The sequence below is a fragment of the Chromobacterium sp. LK11 genome (assembly GCF_001043705.1).
Classification (GTDB): domain Bacteria; phylum Pseudomonadota; class Gammaproteobacteria; order Burkholderiales; family Chromobacteriaceae; genus Chromobacterium; species Chromobacterium alkanivorans.
Map to the genome: position 1 here is coordinate 109,417 of NZ_LDUR01000017.1, position 19,169 is coordinate 128,585.

General features: G+C 65.3%; 16 protein-coding genes and 1 rRNA gene. 9 read left to right on the forward strand and 8 right to left on the reverse strand.

The genetic code is table 11. From position 1 onward, the window contains the following. Positions 1 to 30 precede the first annotated feature (30 nt). Complete coding sequence (locus VK98_RS12925; RefSeq protein WP_048414412.1) at positions 31 to 1,218, reverse strand: acyl-CoA dehydrogenase; 1,188 nt, start codon at positions 1,216 to 1,218, stop codon at positions 31 to 33. 162 nt (positions 1,219 to 1,380) lie between these two features. On the opposite strand from VK98_RS12925, the gene VK98_RS12930 reads away from it, so the two are divergent. Then, entirely contained in the window at positions 1,381 to 2,148 is a 768-nt protein-coding gene (locus VK98_RS12930; protein WP_048414413.1) for an IclR family transcriptional regulator, read from the forward strand. 8 nt (positions 2,149 to 2,156) lie between these two features. Here the strand turns inward: VK98_RS12930 and VK98_RS12935 are convergent, their stop codons facing one another. Together VK98_RS12935 and argB are read right to left on the reverse strand one after the other, a co-directional pair. Further along, on the reverse strand, positions 2,157 to 2,591 hold the full coding sequence (locus VK98_RS12935) for a CBS domain-containing protein (RefSeq protein WP_048414414.1): 435 nt from the start codon (positions 2,589 to 2,591) through the stop codon (positions 2,157 to 2,159). A gap of 158 nt (positions 2,592 to 2,749) precedes the next feature. Continuing rightward, a complete protein-coding gene (argB, locus tag VK98_RS12940; protein ID WP_048414447.1) occupies positions 2,750 to 3,619 on the reverse strand; it encodes an acetylglutamate kinase in 870 nt (289 codons plus the stop codon). Positions 3,620 to 3,788: 169 nt separating this feature from the next. Between argB and VK98_RS12945 the strand changes: the two genes are divergently transcribed. The 6 genes from VK98_RS12945 (at position 3,789) to gabD (ending at position 13,017) form a co-directional block, all read left to right on the forward strand. Next, positions 3,789 to 4,445 (forward strand): TetR/AcrR family transcriptional regulator, encoded by a 657-nt coding sequence (locus VK98_RS12945; RefSeq protein ID WP_048414415.1) that lies wholly within the window; start codon positions 3,789 to 3,791, stop codon positions 4,443 to 4,445. Position 4,446: 1 nt separating this feature from the next. Then, positions 4,447 to 5,511 carry an efflux RND transporter periplasmic adaptor subunit gene (locus tag VK98_RS12950; protein WP_048414416.1) on the forward strand — a complete coding sequence of 355 codons (1,065 nt, stop codon included), beginning with the start codon at positions 4,447 to 4,449 and terminating at the stop codon, positions 5,509 to 5,511. Between the two features lie 7 nt (positions 5,512 to 5,518). After that, positions 5,519 to 8,572: an efflux RND transporter permease subunit gene (locus VK98_RS12955; RefSeq protein WP_048414417.1), complete on the forward strand. Its 3,054-nt coding sequence runs from the start codon at positions 5,519 to 5,521 to the stop codon at positions 8,570 to 8,572. 41 nt (positions 8,573 to 8,613) lie between these two features. Next, entirely contained in the window at positions 8,614 to 9,924 is a 1,311-nt protein-coding gene (locus VK98_RS12960) for a TolC family outer membrane protein (RefSeq protein WP_048414418.1), read from the forward strand. A 292-nt stretch (positions 9,925 to 10,216) separates the two neighbouring features. Then, positions 10,217 to 11,482, forward strand: coding sequence for a 4-aminobutyrate--2-oxoglutarate transaminase (gabT, locus tag VK98_RS12965; RefSeq protein WP_048414419.1), 1,266 nt, complete (start codon positions 10,217 to 10,219; stop codon positions 11,480 to 11,482). Positions 11,483 to 11,556: 74 nt separating this feature from the next. After that, positions 11,557 to 13,017 carry an NADP-dependent succinate-semialdehyde dehydrogenase gene (gabD, locus tag VK98_RS12970; RefSeq protein ID WP_048414420.1) on the forward strand — a complete coding sequence of 487 codons (1,461 nt, stop codon included), beginning with the start codon at positions 11,557 to 11,559 and terminating at the stop codon, positions 13,015 to 13,017. A 207-nt stretch (positions 13,018 to 13,224) separates the two neighbouring features. On the opposite strand, the gene VK98_RS12975 is transcribed toward gabD, so the two are convergent. From VK98_RS12975 to VK98_RS12985, 3 genes are all read right to left on the reverse strand, one after another. Beyond that, positions 13,225 to 14,673 carry a hypothetical protein gene (locus tag VK98_RS12975; RefSeq protein WP_048414421.1) on the reverse strand — a complete coding sequence of 483 codons (1,449 nt, stop codon included), beginning with the start codon at positions 14,671 to 14,673 and terminating at the stop codon, positions 13,225 to 13,227. Between the two features lie 78 nt (positions 14,674 to 14,751). Beyond that, positions 14,752 to 15,501, reverse strand: a complete 750-nt coding sequence (locus VK98_RS12980; protein WP_231589275.1) for a GNAT family N-acetyltransferase — start codon at positions 15,499 to 15,501, stop codon at positions 14,752 to 14,754. Next, positions 15,495 to 15,878, reverse strand: a complete 384-nt coding sequence (locus VK98_RS12985) for a rhodanese-like domain-containing protein (protein WP_048414422.1) — start codon at positions 15,876 to 15,878, stop codon at positions 15,495 to 15,497. Before VK98_RS12985 ends, VK98_RS12980 begins: the two co-directional genes overlap by 7 nt. Positions 15,879 to 15,968: 90 nt before the next feature. On the opposite strand from VK98_RS12985, the gene VK98_RS12990 reads away from it, so the two are divergent. Together VK98_RS12990 and VK98_RS12995 are read left to right on the forward strand one after the other, a co-directional pair. Next, the gene (locus VK98_RS12990; protein WP_048414423.1) at positions 15,969 to 17,426 is read left to right on the forward strand and encodes a PLP-dependent aminotransferase family protein; all 1,458 of its coding nucleotides are present in this window, start codon (positions 15,969 to 15,971) and stop codon (positions 17,424 to 17,426) included. Beyond that, entirely contained in the window at positions 17,417 to 17,908 is a 492-nt protein-coding gene (locus tag VK98_RS12995) for a DUF523 domain-containing protein (RefSeq protein WP_048414424.1), read from the forward strand. The genes VK98_RS12990 and VK98_RS12995 overlap by 10 nt, the downstream gene beginning before the upstream one ends. A 28-nt stretch (positions 17,909 to 17,936) precedes the next feature. Here VK98_RS12995 and VK98_RS13000 read toward each other — a convergent pair whose 3' ends face one another. Further along, positions 17,937 to 18,686: a carbonic anhydrase family protein gene (locus tag VK98_RS13000; RefSeq protein ID WP_048414425.1), complete on the reverse strand. Its 750-nt coding sequence runs from the start codon at positions 18,684 to 18,686 to the stop codon at positions 17,937 to 17,939. Between the two features lie 298 nt (positions 18,687 to 18,984). Then, positions 18,985 to 19,099, reverse strand: a 5S ribosomal RNA gene (gene rrf / locus VK98_RS13005). Between the last annotated feature and the right edge of the window lie 70 nt (positions 19,100 to 19,169).

The window sequence follows — 19,169 nt, forward strand, 5'->3', positions numbered from 1 at the left end:
CGCGGCCGGCCTCCCGGCCGCGCCGGCTTATCAGGCAAATGCCTGAATACCGGTCTGGGCTCGGCCCAGAATCAAGGCATGCACATCGTGCGTGCCTTCGTAAGTGTTGACCGCCTCCAGGTTCATCACGTGGCGGATCACATGGAATTCGTCGGCGATGCCGTTGCCGCCGTGCATGTCGCGCGACAGCCGGGCGATGTCCAGCGCCTTGCCGCAGTTGTTGCGCTTGATCAGCGAGATCATTTCCGGCGCGGCCTTGCCCTCGTCCATCAAGCGGCCCACGCGCAGCGCCGCGTGCAGGCCCAGGCTGATTTCGGTCTGCATATTGGCCAGCTTCAGCTGGATCAGCTGGTTGGCGGCCAGCGGACGGCCGAACTGCTTGCGGTCCAGCGTGTACTGGCGCGCCGCGTGCCAGCAGAATTCGGCGGCGCCCAGCGCGCCCCAGGCGATGCCGTAGCGCGCCTTGTTCAGGCAGCCGAACGGCCCTTTCAAACCCTTGACGCCCGGCAGGATGGCGTCCTCCGGCACCAGCACGTCGTCCATCACGATTTCGCCGGTGATGGAGGCGCGCAGCGAAAACTTGCCGTGGATCTTGGGCGCGGACAGGCCGGCCATGCCCTTCTCCAGCACGAAGCCGCGGATTTCGTCCTCGTCGTCCTTGGCCCAGACCACGAACACGTCGGCCTGCGGGCTGTTGGTGATCCACATCTTGCTGCCGTTGAGCAGATAGCCGCCGTCCACCTTGCGCGCCCGGGTCTTCATGCTGGCCGGGTCCGAGCCGGAGTCCGGCTCGGTCAGGCCGAAACAGCCCAGCCATTCGCCGCTGGCCAGCCGCGGCAGGTACTTGTCCTTCTGCGCGTCCGAGCCGTAAGCCCAGATCGGATGCATCACCAGGCTGGACTGCACGCTCATCGCCGAGCGGTAGCCGGAGTCCACGCGCTCCACCTCGCGCGCCACCAGGCCGTAGGCCACGTGACTGAGGCCGGCGCAGCCGTAACCTTCGATGGTGCAGCCCAGCAGGCCCAGCTCGCCCATCTCGTTGATGATTTCACGGTCGAAGCGTTCTTCGCGGTTGGCGCTCAGCACCCGCGGAAACAGCTTGTCCTGACAGTAGTCATAGGCGCTCTGCTGCACCATGCGTTCTTCTTCGCTCAGGCATTCGGCCAAAAGCAGAGGATCGTCCCAGTTGAACGGCGCGCGACTGGAGGGGGCTGCCATAAGTTCTGTCTCCGCGTTAACTTGTTCCGCATTGCGGAACTTGGTTTCACATTGCAGAATAGGCTAATCGCCGCCTGGACGGATGTAAAGCGTTTTTGCGAAACTCGACGCCCGCCCCCTGCGCGCAACCCCAGCGGAGGCTCACGAAACAAGATGGATGCAATGGATTTGGAAACCGACAAGGACCGGCTGTTCGTCACCGCGCTGGCGCGCGGACTGGAAGTGCTGGCGGCGTTTCGCCCCGGCGAGCTGGCGCTGTCCAACCAGGAGCTGGCCAAACGCACCGGCCTGCCGAAATCAACAGTGTCGCGTTTGAGCTACACTCTGACCCGGCTGGGCTATCTGGCCCAGGACGAGGCCAGCGGCCACTACCGGCTGGGACTGGCGGTGCTGGCCTTGGGCTCCACCGTGCTGGCCAGCTACGACATCCGCCAGATCGCCGGGCCGCTGATGCGCGAGTTCGCGCTGGAACAAGGCATGTCCATCAGCCTGGCGCTGCGCGACGGCAGCGATATGGTGTATCTGGAAACCTGCCGCAGCCCGGCCCGCATCTCGGTGCAACTGACCGTGGGCTCAAGGGTGCCGCTGGCCACCACCGCCATAGGCCGCGCCTATTACGCCGGCTTGCCGGCGGCGGAACAGCTCAAGCTGCAGCCGCTGCTGGCCGCGCGCTACGGCGCGGAGTGGGAGGAAATCAGCGCTCGTCTGGAGGAGGCTCGCCAGGACTATCTGCGCCAGGGCTATTCCGCGTCCTTCGGAGAATACGAGGCGGATGTGATGGCGGTGGGCGTGCACCTGGCCGTGCCCGGCCAGCCGGCGATGGCGCTGAACGCCAGCGGTCCGGCCTTCGCCTTGAACGAAGGCGCGATGCGCGAACGCATCGCGCCGGCTCTGCAAGCGCTGCGGTTGCGGCTGGCGCCGCCGGGCTGAGCGCGCGCTCAGGCGGACTGGATGTAATGGACCAGGTGGTTGATCACCTGTTCCTGCTCTTCTATGGTGGCGCGCACCAGGTCGCCGATGGACAACATGCCCATCACGTCGCTGCCTTCCAGCACCGGCAGGTGGCGGATGCGCTTTTCCGTCATCAGGCCCATGCAGTCGTCCAGCGTCTGGCTGGGCGTCACGTAGACCACGCGGCTGGTCATGATGTCGCGCACCTTGGTGCCGGCGGAGGTGCGGCCCTGCAACACGATGCGCCGCGCGTAATCGCGTTCGGAGAAGATGCCGACGATGCCGCCCTCCTCCATCACCAGCACCGCGCCGATGTCGTTTTCCGCCATCACCTGCAAGGCCTGGAACACCGTGCTGTCCGGGTTCACATAGACCAAGGCTCGGTTTGGCTTGCTGTCCAACAACTGTCTTACCGTTTGCATGCATGTCCCCTTTCAAACCGGCAATCCGGCCGTTCCCGTAGCCCTCTCCCGCCGCCAGGCGACGCGGACGAGCGCCCACCAATCCACTATAGCGCAGGCTGCGGCGCCTCGGTAAGCGCGGCGGCCCGCGCCCTCGCCTGCCTGGGCGGAAACGCGCGTCAGGCCCGGATCATGGTGCCGACGCCGGCGTCGGTCAGGATCTCCAGCAACAGCGCGTGCGGCACGCGGCCGTCGATGATGTGCACCGCGTTGACGCCGTTGCGCGCCGCGTCCAGCGCCGAGCTGATCTTGGGCAACATGCCGCCATGTATGGTGCCGTCGGCGAACAGGCCGTCCACCTGCTGCGCGGACAGCCCGGTCAGCAGCTTGCCGCTCTTGTCCAGCACGCCCGGGGTATTGGTCATCAACACCAGCTTTTCCGCGCCCAGCGTCTCCGCCAGCTTGCCGGCCACCAGATCGGCGTTGATGTTGTAGGCCTCGCCGTCCTCGCCGACGCCGATGGGCGCCACCACCGGGATGAAGTCCTGGCTGTCCAGCAAGGACACCAGCGACGGATCGATGCCGGAGATTTCGCCCACCTGGCCGATGTCGATCTCGTCGTCGGTTTCGGATTTCAGATACATCTTGCTGGCGCGGATGAAGTGGCCGTCCTTGCCGGTCAGGCCGACGGCCTTGCCGCCGTGCTTGTTGATCAGCGAGACGATTTCCTTGTTCACCAAGCCGCCCAGCACCATTTCCACCAGGTCCATGGTGTCGGAGTCGGTGACGCGCATGCCCTGAATGAACTCGCCCTGCTTGCCCACGCGGTTCAACAGCTCGTTGATCTGCGGGCCGCCGCCGTGCACCACCACCGGATTGATGCCCACCAGCTTGAGCAAGACCACGTCCTTGGCGAAGCCCTCTTTCAAAGCCGCGTCGGTCATCGCGTTGCCGCCGTACTTGATCACCAGGGTCTTGCCGGCGAAACGGCGGATATAAGGCAGGGCTTCGGCAAGAATCAGGGCTTTTTCTGCTGCATCGGTCGGCACGGCGTTCTCCAGGTTTGCGCCGCGCCGTTGCCGGCCGGCGATTATGACGGTTCTGATCTGTTGCATTTTAATCAAGCTCGTTAATGAACTGTGATTTATTAATTGCAGAACAACGGCATTCTGCCCTACAGTCCGAATCATTAATGAACCAAGATTCAGCTACACAACCATGGCACAAGCCCCCGCCTCGCGCTGGCAGCGCAAAAAAGACGCGCGTCCCAGCGAAATCCTGGACGCCGCGCTGACCCTGTTCGTAGAGAAAGGCTTCAGCGCCACCAAGATGGAAGACATCGCCCGCGCCGCAGGCGTGACCAAGGGCACGCCCTATCTGTACTTCCAGAACAAGGAAGAAATCTTCAAGGCCATGGTGCGCCATCACCTGTCCAGCCGGCTCAACGCCTTCGTGGAACTGGAACAGCAGCACCAGGGCCCGGTGGGCGAGCTGCTGCAGATCCTGCTGCTCAAATGGTGGGACGAAGTGGGCGCCACCCCGGCCGCCGGTCTGTGCAAACTGGCCATCGCCGAAGCCACCAACTTCCCGGAACTGGCGCGCTTCTACACCACCGAGGTGATCTCGCCCTGTCTGCGCATGGTCGAGCACATCCTGCGCCGCGGCATGGACAGCGGAGAATTCCGCGACCTGCCCATCGCCAGCAGCAGCGACGCGCTGCTGGCGCCGCTGGTGATGGCGATGACCTGGGCCCACTCCTTCGCCAAGGTGGTGCCCGATGTCTGCGGCTACTCGCATCAATACTCCCGCGCGCACTTGAGCGAAGCCTTGCAGCTGGTGCTGCAAGGCCTGAAGAATCCCACCTACGAGAATTGACATGAAAACTGCCGCTCACTGCCTCTGGCTGGGCATCGCCAGCCTGACCCTCGCCGCCTGCAGCAAGCCGGAGGCGCCGCCGGAAGCGCCGCGCCCGGTCCGCTACGTGGTGGCCGGCGCCACCGCTTCGCAACAGGGCGACAGCTACGCCGGCGAAATCCGCGCCCGCCACGAGACCAATCTGGCCTTCCGCGTGGCCGGCAAGGTGGTGGCCAAGCTGGCCAACAGCGGCGACCGGGTGAAGAAGGGCCAGGTGCTGGCGCGGCTGGACCCCAGCGACTACGCGCTGGATCTCTCCGCCAAACAGGCGCAGTTGGCCGCCGCTCAGTCCGACCAGGCCCAGCAGGAACTGAACCTGAAACGCTACCGCGAACTGCTGGCCAAGCAGTTCGTCAGCCAGGCCCAGGTGGACGGCCAGCAGAACGCGGTCAACGCCGCCCGCGCCAAGGCGGACCAGGCCAGGGCGCAACTGGCGGCCAGCCGCAACCAGACCGGCTACACCAGCCTGGTGGCGGACGCCGACGGCGTGTTGAGCCAGATGGTGGCCGAGCCCGGCCTGGTGGTGGCCGCCGGCCAGGCCATGGCGCGGCTGTCTCAGGACGGCGCGCGCGAAGCCGCGATCCAGGTGCCGGAGAACGCGCTGGACAAGGTGCGCCGCGCCGGCCAATTCCAGGTGCAGCTGTGGAACGGCGGCGCGCCGCTGCCGGGCACGCTGCGCGAACTGGCGGCCGACGCCGATCCGGCCACCCGCACCTATGCTGCGCGCGTCGCCATCGGCGGCGACTCCAGCCGCCTGCAGTTGGGCATGACCGCCAACGTCGCGCTGCCTGACGCCGCCGACACGCGGATGCGGCTACCGCTGACCGCGCTGCTGGACGAGCAGGGCAAGCACTACGTCTGGCTGATCGCCGCCAACGGCAAGGTCGCCCGCCGCGCGGTGACGATCAGCCGCGTCGACGCCGATTCCGTCACCCTGTCCCAGGGCGTGCGGCCGGGCGACAAGATCGTCACCGCCGGCATCCACCTGCTGCGCGACGGCCAGGCCGTGAAACTGCTGGAGCGCTGAGACGGCCATGAAAAAACTGAACTTGTCCGAATGGGCGCTGCGCCACCAGTCGCTGGTGCGCTACCTGATGGTGATGCTGATGCTGGCCGGGGTCTGGGCCTATACCCAGCTGGGCCAGAAGGAAGACCCGGAATTCACCTTCAAGGCCATGCTGGTGCAAGCCTATTGGCCCGGCGCCGGCACGCTGGAAATGGAACAGCAGGTCACCAACAAGCTGGAGGAAAAACTGCAGGAAATGGGCGAGATCGACTTCGTCCAGAGCTACACCAAGCCCGGCGAAAGCCTGCTGCTGATTTCGGTGCGCGAGGACGTGCCGCCCAAGAACGTGCAGCAGCTGTGGTATCAGGTGCGCAAGAAGATAGGCGATATCCGCGCCACCCTGCCCGCGGAGATCCAGGGCCCCTTCTTCAACGACGAGTTCGGCGACACCTTCGGCAATATCTACGCCTTCGCCGGCGACGGCTTCAGCTACGAAGAGCTGCGTCAATACCTGGAAGACGCCAAGCGCGAGATCCTGCGCGTGCCGGACGTGGCCAAGGTCAGCCTGCTGGGCGTGCAGGAGCAACGCGTCTACGTGGACCTGTCCACCGCCAAGCTGGCCTCGCTGGGCCTGGACACCGGCGCGATCTGGAAAGCCCTGCAGCAGCAAAACGCGATGACGCCGTCCGGCGTGTTCGAAACCGCCAGCGACCGCATCTGGGTCCGCCCCACCGGCAACTACGCCAGCGTGGAGGCCATCGCCGCCACCCCGGTCACCGTCAACGGCAAAACCTTCCGCCTGGGCGACATCGCCACGGTCAAGCGCGGCTATATCGACCCGCCGCAGAACACCATGCGCTTCAACGGCAAGCCGGTGCTGGGCATGGCCATCACCATGAAGGGCGGCGGCGACGTGCTGCGCCTGGGCAAGAACCTGGACGCCTCGATGCAGCAGATCCAGTCCAAGCTGCCGGTGGGCGTGGAAATCCACTCGGTGTCTGATCAGCCCAAGGTGGTCAAGAACGCGGTTGGGGAATTCATGCGCTCGCTGGTGGAGGCCGTGGTCATCGTGCTGGCGGTCAGCTTCTTCAGCCTGGGCCTGCGCACCGGCATCGTGGTGGCGCTGTCCATCCCGCTGGTGCTGGCGATGACCTTTCTGGCGATGTATTTCTTCAACATCGACCTGCAGCGCATCTCGCTGGGCTCGCTGATCATCGCGCTGGGCCTGCTGGTGGACGACGCCATCATCGCGGTGGAAATGATGGCCTTGAAGCTGGAACAGGGCTGGAGCAAATTCCAGGCCGCCACCTTCGCCTACACCAGCACCGCCTTCCCGATGCTGACCGGCACCCTGATCACCGCGGCCACCTTCCTGCCGGTGGGCATCGCCAAGTCCAACGCCGGCGAATACGTGTTCAGCCTGTTCGCCGTGGTCGGCATCGCGCTGGTGCTGTCCTGGATCGTCGCCGTGGTGTTCACCCCCTATCTGGGCTACAAGCTGCTGCCGGAAAACCTGCAGCAGCACGAGACGCACGATGTCTACGACAAACCGTTCTACCGCCGCTTCCGCCGGGTGGTGGAATGGTGCCTGGAGCGGCGCAAGACCGTGATCGCGCTGACCCTGGCCGCCTTCGTGCTGTCCCTGCTCGCCTTCAAACTGCTGGTGGCCCAGCAGTTCTTCCCCTCATCCAACCGGCCCGAGTTGATGGTGGACATGTGGCTGCCGCGCGGCGCCAGCCATCAGGCCACCGAGCGCGAAGTGGAGAAACTGGAAGCGCTGCTCAAGCGCGACCCGGACATCGTCAGCGTCACCAGCTATGTGGGCAGCGGCAGCCCGCGCTTCTATCTGCCGCTGGATCAGCAGCTGCAACACCTGAACTACGCGCAGCTGATGCTGATGACCCGCGACGAGCATGTGCGCGAAAACGTGAAGAAACGGCTGGAAAAACTGTTCGACAACGACTTCCCCAACGTCCGCGGCCGGGTGACCCGCTTGGAGAACGGCCCGCCGGTGGGCTACGCGGTGCAGTTCCGGGTGATGGGTGAGGACCACGCCAAGGTGCGCGCCATCGCCGCCCAGGTGGAGGCGCTGATGCGCGCGCATCCGTCCACGCGCCAGGTCAACATCAACTGGGGCGAACAGGTGAAGGCGCTGCGCATCCGCATCGATCAGGACAAGGCGCGCGCGCTCGGCCTGTCCTCGCAGCAATTGTCGCAGCAATTGCAGATGCTGATCTCCGGCGCCACCGTCACCAGCTTCCGCGAAGGCGACCAGGCCATCGCCATCGTCGCGCGGCTCAATCCGGACGAGCGCAAGAATGTCGCCGGCCTCGGCAATTTGATGATACAAACCGGCAGCGGCCGCTTCGTGCCGGTGTCGCAGATCGGACACATCGAATACCAGCCGGAGGAAAGCATCATCTGGCGGCGCAACCGCCTGCCCGCCATCACGGTAAGCGCGGACCCGGCGGAAGGCGCCCAGGGCGCGGACATCTCCCGGCAATTGCTGCCCAAGATGCAGGCGCTGGAGCAGACCCTGCCGCTGGGCTATCACATCGAAACCGGCGGCAGCATGGAATCCAGCGCCAAATCGCAAAAAGCCATCGCCGCGGTGGCGCCGCTGATGCTGGTGGTGGTGATCACCCTGCTGATGTTGCAGCTGCATAGCGTGCAGCGCACCATCATGGTGCTGCTGACCGCGCCGCTGGGCATGATAGGCGTGACGCTGACCCTGATCGCCTTCAGCGCGCCCTTCGGCTTCGTCGCCATGCTGGGAGTGATCGCGCTGTCCGGCATGATCATGCGCAACTCGGTTATCCTAGTCGATCAGATCGAGCACGACATTCGCGACGGCATCGATCCCTGGCACGCGATTGTCGGCTCCACAATTAGACGTTTTAGGCCTATCATGCTGACGGCATTGGCGGCGATCCTGGCGATGATTCCGCTGAGCCGCAGCACCTTCTGGGGACCGATGGCGGTGGCCATCATGGGCGGGCTGCTGGTGGCCACGGTACTAACCCTGCTGTTCCTGCCGGCGCTGTACGCGCAATGGTTCAAGATACGACGGCCTCAAGCCTGAGCGCGCGATTGAGACAAAACAAACCGAGCATACAAACACAAATGAACAAGACCCGATTCCGATTGCCCGTGCTGGGCAGCCTGCTGCTGCTGAGTTTCGCCCTGCCGGCCCACGCCTTCGACCTGGTCGAAGCCTGGCGCGCCGCCCGCGACTACAACGCCGACTTCGCCGCCGCGCGCTCCGACCTCGACGCCGGCCGCGAGAAAGCAGTGCAGGGCCGCGCGCTGCTGATGCCCCAGGTCGGCGCCACCGCCAATTACAACTACACCAATCCGATCGCGCCCGCCGGCCAGGGCCGCTACGACGCCACCACCTACGGCGTCAATCTGCAGCAGCCGCTGTTCGACGTCGGCAAATACACCGGCTACCAAAAAGGCAAGCTGGCGACGCAGCAGGCGGAAACCAGCTTCGGCGCGGCCGAGCAGCAATTGATCCTGGACACCTCGCAGGCCTATTTCAACGTGCTGCTGGCCAAGGACACCCTGTCCGCCACCAGCGCCAGCAAGAAAACCTTCCAGCAACAGCTGGAACAGGCCAAGACCGCCTTCGAAGTGGGCACCGCCACCATCACCGACACCCATGAAGCCCAGGCCGGCTACGACGGCGCAGTGGCTCAGGAGATCAAGGCGATCAACAGCCTGGAGCTGGCGGAAAACAATCTGCGCCGCGTCACCGGCCTGGACCCCAAGACCATCCAGCCGGTGCTGGACAAGCTGCCGCTGGAACTGCCGACGCCGGCCACGCTGGAAGCCTGGATCGGGATCGCCCTGCGCAACAGCCTGAGCATCAAGACCGCCGAGCAGGCGCTGGAGATCGCCGACAAGAACGTCACCGAGAAAAAGGGCGGCCACCTGCCGGTGATCAGCCTGACCGCCGGCTACAGCGACACCCAGACCCGCGCCCCGATGCAACAGCCGCACACCCGCGGCAGCAGCATAGGCGTCGGCGTCACCCTGCCCTTGTTCGCCGGCGGCGGCATCAACTCGCAAGTGCGCGAGGCCGCGGCGCAGCAAGAGTCCGCCAAGGACAAGCTGGAAGCCACCCGCCGCCAGGTGCGCGAAGACGTGCGCCGCACCTTCCTCGGCGTCACCAACGGCGCGGCGCTGGTGCGCGCCCAGGAACAGCTGCTGATCTCGGCCAAAAGCAAGGTCGAATCCACCCGCCTGGGCAAGGAAGTGGGCATCCGCACCAATATCGACCTGCTGCAGGCCGAACAGGCCTACTACTCGACGCTGACCAGCCTGGCCACCGCCAAGTACGACTATCTGATCGCGCGGCTGTCGCTGTCCCAGGCCGCCGGCCAACTGGACAGCGAGGTGCTGGGCAAGGTCAACGCCGTCATCCGCCGTTAAATCCGCTTCTCCGCGGTCATGCCAACCGGCATGGCCGCCGCCTTCTTCCGCTTCTTTCCGTCCCTCTCCTTCCCCCGCTGACGTCCACGCAACAGGTGTTTAATTTTTTAGGGCATGTGTAGCTTTTTGCTAAACACGAACATAGAATGCCTGAGATGGTCAGACAGCAATAATGAAAGCAAAAAACCACGGAGCGGCAACCGGCGCCATGACAGACCAGCCCCGTTCCGACACCGATTCGCGGCGGCCCGTCCGATGCGGCGCCGACCGCACAACGTCGAGGAGATAGCAGATGAGCAATAAGGATTTGATGCAACGCAAGGCCGACGCCACCCCGCGCGGCGTGGGCGTCATGTGCGGCTTCTTTGCCGAACGCGCCAAGAATGCCGAAGTCTGGGACACCGACGGCAAACGCTACATCGACTTCGCCGGCGGCATCGGCGTCTTGAACACCGGCCATCTGCACGACAAGGTGCAGGCCGCGGTCGCCGAACAACTGTCCCGCTTCAGCCACACCTGCTATCAAGTCGTCCCCTACGAATCCTATATCCGCCTGGCCGAGCGGCTGAACCAGCTGACCCCGGGCCAGCACGCGAAGAAAACCGCGCTGTTCACCACCGGCGCCGAAGCGGTGGAAAACGCGGTGAAAGTGGCGCGCGCCGCCACCGGCCGCGCCGGCGTGATCGCCTTCGGCGGCGCCTTCCACGGCCGCACCCTGCTGGGCATGGCGCTGACCGGCAAGGTGGCGCCGTACAAAGTGGGCTTCGGCCCCTTCCCCGGCGATGTCTATCACGCTCCCTATCCCAACGCACTGCACGGCGTGTCGGTGGAAGACTCCCTGCACGGGCTGGAAAAGCTGTTCAAATACGACGTCGACCCCAAGCGCGTCGCCGCCATCATCTTTGAACCGGTGCAGGGCGAAGGCGGTTTCTACGCCGCGCCCAGCGAGTGGGTGGCGCAGCTGCGCAAGATCTGCGACGAGCACGGCATCCTGCTGATCGCCGACGAAGTGCAGTCCGGCTTCGCCCGCACCGGCAAGCTGTTCGCGATGGAGCACTACTCGGTGCAGGCCGACCTGATCACCATGGCCAAATCGCTGGCCGGCGGCTTCCCGCTGTCCGCGCTGACCGGGCGCGCCGAGCTGATGGACGCCCCGGCCCCCGGCGGCCTGGGCGGCACCTACGCCGGCAACCCGCTGGCGGTGGCCGCGGCGCTGGCGGTGATCGACGTCATCGCCGAGGAAAAGCTGCTGGACCGCGCCAACCGCCTGGGCGAACTGCTGAAGGAAAAACTGCACGGCCTGAAAGGCGCGGTGCCGCAGATCGCCGAAGTCCGCGGACTGGGCGCGATGCTGGCGGTGGAGTTCAACCAGCCCGGCAGCTCCCAGCCTGACCCGGACTTCGCCAAGAAAGTGCAGACCAAGGCGCTGGAATCCGGCCTGATCCTGCTGACCTGCGGCGTCTACGCCAACGTGGTCCGCTTCCTGTTCCCGCTGACCATAGAAGACGCGGTGTTCGAAGAAGGCCTGGCCAAGCTGGAAGCCGCGCTCAAAGCTTAAGCGCCTGTGCATAGTTCAAGGCCCGCGCCGCCCGGCGCGGGCCTTATCCGACATTTTCCGCGTTGGAGAGCCGCATGTTGAATTTGAAAGACCCCGCGCTGCTGAGACAGCAGTGCTATGTGAACGGCGTCTGGCTTGACGCCGACAACGGCGAAACCATCCCGGTGAGCAATCCGGCCACCGGCGAAATCATCGCCAGCGTGCCCAAGATGGGCAAGGCCGAAGCCGAACGCGCCGTGGCCGGCGCGGCCGAGGCCTTCCTAGGCTGGAAGCGCAAGCCGGCGAAAGAACGCGCCGCCCTGCTGCGCCGCTGGTTCGATCTGGTGATGGCGAACCAGGACGACCTGGCGGTCATCCTCACCAGCGAACAAGGCAAGCCGCTCTCGGAAGCCAAGGGCGAAATCGCCTACGGCGCGTCCTACATCGAGTGGTACGCCGAAGAAGCCAAGCGCCTGTACGGCGACACCATACCCTCCCCCGGCGCCGACAAGCGCATCCTGGTCAACAAGGAGCCGATAGGCGTCACCGCCGCGATCACGCCGTGGAACTTCCCCAATGCGATGATCACGCGCAAAGCGGCGCCGGCGCTGGCCGCCGGCTGCCCGATGGTGGTGCGTCCGGCCAGCCAGACCCCGCTGTCAGCGCTGGCGCTGGCGGTGCTGGCCGAGCGCGCCGGCATTCCCGCCGGCGTGTTCTCGGTGCTGACCGGCGGCTCCAGCGAAATCGGCGCGGTGCTGACCGGCAACGACGCGGTGAAGAAATTCTCCTTCACCGGCTCCACCGAAGTGGGCCGCAAGCTGATCGCCCAATGCGCGGACACCGTCAAGAAAGTGTCGATGGAACTGGGCGGCAACGCGCCCTTCATCGTCTTCGACGACGCCGATCTCGACGCCGCGGTGGAAGGCGCCATCATCTCCAAATACCGCAACGCCGGCCAGACCTGCGTCTGCGCCAACCGGCTGCTGGTGCAGGACGGCGTCTACGACGCCTTCGCCGAGAAGTTCGCCGTCGCGGTGGCCAAGCTCAAGGTGGGCAACGGCCTGGAGGCCGGCGTCACCCAGGGCCCGATGATAGACATGAACGCGGTGGCCAAGGTGGAAGAGCACATCGCCGACGCGCTGGCCAAGGGCGGCAAGCTGGTGGCCGGCGGCAAGCGCCACGCTCTGGGCCACAGCTTCTTCGAACCGACGGTGATCACCGGCGTCACCCCGCAGATGAAGGTGGCCAAGGAGGAAACCTTCGGCCCGCTGGCGCCGCTGTTCCGCTTCCACAGCGAAGAGGAAGCGATCCGCATGGCCAACGACACCGAGTTCGGCCTGGCCAGCTACTTCTACGCCCGCGACATCGGCCGCATCTTCCGCGTGTCCGAAGGCCTGGAGTACGGCATGGTGGCGGTCAACACCGGCATCCTGTCCAATGAGGCCGCGCCCTTCGGCGGCGTCAAGCAATCCGGCCTGGGCCGAGAAGGCTCCAAGTACGGCATCGAGGACTATCTGGAAATCAAATACGTGCTGCTGGGCGGCATCGACCAGTAAAGCGCCGCGCCAAGGAAAAACGGGCTGGAAATCCAGCCCGTTTTTTAGAACCTATTTACGATCTGCTACGCGTCGGCGATACGGCGTTGAAAACACCTTCGAAATGCTCATGTACCGTGTGTACATTCCGCTTTCTCAGCCGTTTTCGCCTTGTCTCGCCTTAGCTCGCGAGACCGTAAACAGATTCTTATGGCGAAGACAATGGCCTCAGTGGAACTTGGCCAAGGTCTCCGACAAGGGAATGCCGGCCTCTTTCAGGCACTCCGCCAGATCCCGCCAGGCCTCATCCCGCTCCGGCGCCACGTCCGGCGTCACCAGCCACGGTGCGTGCGCGGCGGACTCCTCGCGTCCGCGCAGGCGGAAGCCCACTTCATAGCCCTGCAGTTCCGGCTGGTATTCGGCCACCGCCTCCAGTTCCTGCACCCCGCCCGCGCTCGCGGCCAACAGCGCCGCGGTCACGCCCAGGCGCTTGCGGTTCCAGGCACGCACGCCGGTCTGCACCGCCTCCCACCAGGGCAGCGGCGCGAACAGCTCGGCCTCGCCGTACTCCATCTCGGCGCCCACCGCCTGCTGCACCAGCGGCATCGCCGCGTCCAGCGCCTTGCGCGCCAAGCGGCGCGCCTGATCCGGCGGCAAGGCGCCGCGCTCCACCAGGAAGGGAATCCAGGCCAACACCAGTTGCGGCTCGTTGGTCTTGCGCGCCGCCTCGAAAGTGGCGCGCGAGGAATCCGGATCCAGCGGTGCGAAATCGCAGCCGGCGTCCATCACCGGCGCCAATTGCACCAGGTCCTGGCAGGCGCGCTCGTTCAGCATCTCCAGCGTGAACAGGGTCGGGGATATCCACAGTATCGACTGCTCCGGCACTTCCAGCGCGTCCGCCAGCGCCACTTCCAGCCGCTCCAGCTGCGGGAAATGCCACCAGACGCCGCCCTGGGCGCGCGAAAACGCGAACGGCAAGGCCCACAGCTCAAACGACACCACCGCGCCGTCCTTGCGCATCACCTCGGGGAAGGCGATCGCGTCGCGCGCGCAATTGACCAGCAACTGCCGCGCGGCCGGCTGGGACAGCAAGGCCAGTTGCGACTCGGTGAACACCGCCTGGTCGCCGGCCGCCAGCGCCATCTGCACCTCGCCGGCCAGCTGCGCGCGCTCCATCGGCTGATCCACCGCGCGTCGCGCCAGCTCCACCAATTGGTTCACCGCGCGGCCGCGCTCCGCCGGCGGCAACGGCTCGGTGGGGCCGATGCGCATCTCGCGCGGCACCGGACCGGCGGCCTCGCGGTCGGCGTAAGCCTTGTGCAGGCGCTGGTAAGCCTCCATCGCCTCGTCGCAGATCGCCTGCAACTGGCCCACGGTCGGCATCTCGTCTTCATTGCTGAAGTTGAAGTCGAACAGGCGCAGTCGCAGATTGCAGACATAGACCGTCACATTGTCCGCCTCGTCGAACAGCATGGCGCTGCTCAGGCCTTCGCGGCCGCGGCCGGGAAAGTCGGTGTCGTCGTCGCCAAGCAGGCGGCAAACAAAAGCCGGCGCTTCCGTGTGAATCAGGTACTCGGAGCCTTCCAGGCCCTGATCGTCGACGGCATCACCAAAAATGAAGCGGTTGGGCAAGAACGGCTCGCCCTTGATGCGGGCATTACGCGGCAGGGATTTCATCTGGCAAGCAAATCTATTCAATAAATCAAATACTCATTGTACCTGCCTAGCGTGGCGGCTTGAAGTCCGCCGGCCAAATCAGTCCTCGCCCCGCCATTGCGCCAGCGTCCGGCGCTGCCCGCCCGCCGCGTCGAAGTTGCCCGCGGACAGCCAAGCTTCAAAGGCTTGCCGCAAGGCCGGCCACTCATGATCCAGGATGGAAAACCAGGCGGTGTCGCGGTTGCGCCCCTTGTAAACCATAGCCTGGCGGAACACGCCCTCGAAGCGGAAACCCAGCCGCTCGGCCGCCCGCCGCGAAGGCAGGTTCAAGGCGTCGCACTTCCATTCATAACGGCGATAGCCCAGCGCGAAGGCCTGGCGCATCAGCAAATACATCGCCTCGGTCGCCGCCGGCCTGCGCTGCAGCAAGGGCGAGAAATTCAGATGTCCCACCTCGACGCAGCCCATGGCCGGATCGATGCGCAAATAAGCGGCCACGCCCAGCGCCTCCCCGTTGGCCGCGTCCACGATGGCGTAAAAATGCGGATCGCGCAGCCGCTGCTGTTCGGCCAGCCAGCCGTAGTAGTCCGCGTAATCGGCAAACGGGCCATAGCTCAGATAGGTCCAGTTGCGCGCGTCCGCGTCCACGCTCATCGCCGCGAACAAAGCGGGGCCGTGGCGCTCCGCCTGCAGCGGCTCCAGCCGACAGAAGCGCCCCTGCAAATCCGTCTTGGGCGGCCAGGCCGCCTCGCGCCAGTCGGCCAGCGGCAGCCCCACCGCCTGGCCCAAGGCGTTGACCGTGCCCGGCGACGCCATGCCCGCTTCCATCATCACGGCTCCCTTCAGCATGCGCAGGACACGGCGACGCCGGCGCGCGCCGTGGTGGCGTAGCCGTCACGCACCCACCAATCCAGGCCGCCCTGCAGTTCGCGCACATTGAAGCCGAGGCGCGCCAGCTTCAACGCCCCCTTGGTCGACGCGTTGCAGCCTATGCCGTCGCAGAAGGACACCAGGACCGCGTCCTTGGGCAGATGGGCGGTGCTGGCCTCGTCCATGGTCCGGTGCGGCACGGACACGGCGCCGAGCAGGGTTTCCTTCAGGAAGGCCTCTTCCGCGCGCGCGTCGATCAACACCAGTTTCTCCCCGGCTTGCAAAGCGCTCCAGACATCGGCGGCGTCCATCTCGTACGCCAGCTTGGCGGCGTAAAAATCCTGCTGACTCAACATTTTTTTCTCCTGCGGCTCTGGAATGCTGTTAGCCTAAGCGACAAGTCATACCCCAAACAGTGCCACCATGCAAAATCTGGAGGAACCACTTTGTCCGCCGAGTGGTTGATCGACTTCCTGCGCCAGCGTTTGCAACGTCAAGGCGCGGAAAGCCTGGCGCGCCAGCTGTACCGTTTACTGCGCGAACTGATCCGCGCCGGCCAGCTGGCCGGCGGCGCCCCCTTGCCGGCCAGCCGCGCGCTGGCGGCGGAGCTGGCGCTGGGCCGCAACACCATACTCAACGCCTACGAACAACTGGCCGCCGAAGGCTATCTGGAAAGCCGCCACGGCTCCGGCACTTATGTCGCCGCCCTGTTCAGCCCCAGCGCCTCGCCGCCGCAGCGCGCCCGGCAACATCCGGGACTATCGCGGCGCGGCCAACGCGTCTCCGACCATTGCACGCTGCCCACCGGCCTGGCCGGCGCCTTCGCTCCCGGCACTCCGGAGCTGAAACAATTTCCCCACGCCCAGTGGCAACGCTGTCTGCAAAGCCATGTCCAGCGCCCGCAGCTGGACCATCTGCACTACCGCCACGACGGCGGCCTGCCCGAACTCAAACGCGCCCTCAGCCAATACCTGTACCTGTCGCGCTCGGTGAGCTGCCAGCCGGAGCAAATCGTCATTACCCAGGGCGCGCAGCAAGGGCTGGAATTGCTCGCCCGACTGTTGGCCGACCCCGGCGACGCCGCCTGGGTGGAAGACCCCGGCTACAGCGGCGCGCAAGCCGCCTTGCGCGCGTCGGAGTTGAACATCGTCCCGGTGCCGGTGGACGCTCAGGGCATGGCCCCGACGCCCGCGCACCAAGCCACGCCGCCGCGCCTGATTTACATCACCCCGTCCCACCAGTATCCAACCGGCGTCGTCATGTCGCTGGCGCGTCGGCTGGCGCTGCTGCAATGGGCCAAGCAGCACGACAGCTGGATCATAGAGGACGACTACGACAGCGAATTCCGTTACGCCACCCATCCCATCGCCTCCCTGCAGGGCCTGGCGGACAGCGAACGCGTCGTTTATCTAGGCACCTTCAGCAAGGTGATGTTTCCCGCGCTGGGCCTGGGTTATCTGATCCTGCCCGAAGAACTGGTGGAACCCTTCCGCCGCGTGCAGGCCCGCTTGTACCGGGAAGGCAATTACCAGGTGCAGGCCGCGCTGGCCGACTTCATCGAACAAGGCCATTTCGCCCGCCATATCAAGCATATGCGCGAACTCTACCAACTGCGGCAACAACTGTTGCGCGGCACCCTGCAGCGCGCGCTGGGCGACGCGCTGCCGCTGTCCGCCGGCGAGGCCGGCCTGCACTTGGTGGCTCAGTTGCCCGCCGGCTTCGACGAATGGGAACTCAGCCTCGCCGCCGCTCGGCAGCAACTGTGGCTGCGCCCGCTGGCCAAGCACTTCATCGGCCCGGCGGACCGCAGCGGGCTGGTGCTGGGCTACGCCGGCGTAGAGGAACAGGAACTTCACGCCGCCGCGCTCAAGCTGGCGGCGCTATTGGAAACGCGATGGAAGTGAAAGCTACGCTGCTGGTCAGCGCCTGCCTGTTGGAGCAAGCAGTGCGCTACGACGGCCAGGCCAAACCGCTGGCCGAACATGACTGGGCGCGCTTGCGCCGGGATTTCACCCTGATTCCCGCCTGTCCCGAATGCATGGGCGGCCTGCCCACGCCCAGGCCGGCGGCGGAGTTGCGCGGCGGCGACGGCGCGGCCGCCTTGCGCGGCCAGGCCACGGTGGAAACCGCCGCCGGCGAAGACGTCAGCGCCGCTTTTCTGCGCGGCGCGCAGGCCAGCTTGCGCCTGGCGCAGGCCCATGGCTGCCGGCAAGCGCTGTTGAAGGCCAACAGCCCTTCCTGCGGCACGCGCCGCATCTACGACGGCGAGTTTTCCGGAATGCTCAAGGACGGGGAAGGCGTGGCCGCCAGCCTGTTGCGCCAGGCCGGCATTGAAGTCTGTTCGGAAGAGGACATGGCGGAACGGCTGAGAACGCCGGCGGGCTAAACGCCGCCGGCGCTGCTATCCACGGCGTTTACAGAAACTCGAGACGGCCGCCGCTCAAGTGATACATGGCGCCGGCGATCTTGATCCGGCCCTCGTTTTCCAGCTTGGCCAGCACATCGCTGCGCTTGCGGATCTGGTCGATGGTGTGCAGCACATTGCTGCGCGCCACCGCGTCGACGAACTCCGCGTTCTTGCTGCTGCGCTCGCCATCGTAACGGGTCTGCCCGATCGCCGGCCGGATGCGCGCCAGCAGGCCGGTCAGATTGCCCAGCTCCACATGGTCGATCGCCCCCTTGATCGCGCCACAGGCGGTATGCCCCATCACCAGCACCACCTTGGCGCCGGCCACCGCGCAGGCAAACTCCATGCTGCCCAGCAAATCGTCGTTCACCACATTGCCGGCCACCCGCGAATTGAAGGTTTCGCCGATGCCGGCATCCATGATGATCTCCGCCGGCGCTCGCGAATCGATGCAGCTGAGCACCACCGCGGAGGGATATTGCCCCTCGGCGCTGGAACGTTTCTGCGCCAGGTAATCGTGCTGCATTGCCTTGCCGGTGCGGAAGCGCTCATTGCCTTTCGCCATCTCCGCCAGCACCTGATCCGGCGTCATCGCGTCGCGCTGAGCCTTGCTCAAAGACGCCGCGTAAGCCACCCCGCTCAAGCCGCCGCCGGCGCCCACGGCAAACAGCGCCGCCGCGCCCAGCGCGGTCTTCATCACCGTCCGCCGGCCGATCGACTCGCCGCAATTTTCTTCCCGACACAGATGCTCGCTCATTCGCGTCCTTTCCTAGTCCATTGGTATCAAGCTGCAGTGGTATAAAGTTTTTTAATCTTATTCAACAACTATTTAATTAGATGATTGCATTCAGCTTAGTTCATCAAGCGCGCAATTAGTACATGGAGATGACGGCCGCCGCATCGACGCACGGCATAGAGAGGAAAACGGGATGGGAATGGAAGGATAGCGCGGCCGCGGACGCAATAAAGCCTCCCATGGGGAGGCTTCTTTGTTCCGGCGGCGCCAGCGCAATGCGTAAAGCCCAGCTCGTATGAGCTGGGCTTCGCAATGGGGCGTCTGGCGGTGTCCTACTTTCACATGGCGAATGCCACACTATCATCGGCGCTAAGGCGTTTCACGGTCCTGTTCGGGATGGGAAGGCGTGGGACCACCTCGCTATGGCCACCAGACATAAACTTGTACAAACTAAAAGAAGCCTGGGATGGTGTTCACCACCCCACATATATTCGGTATTCAATT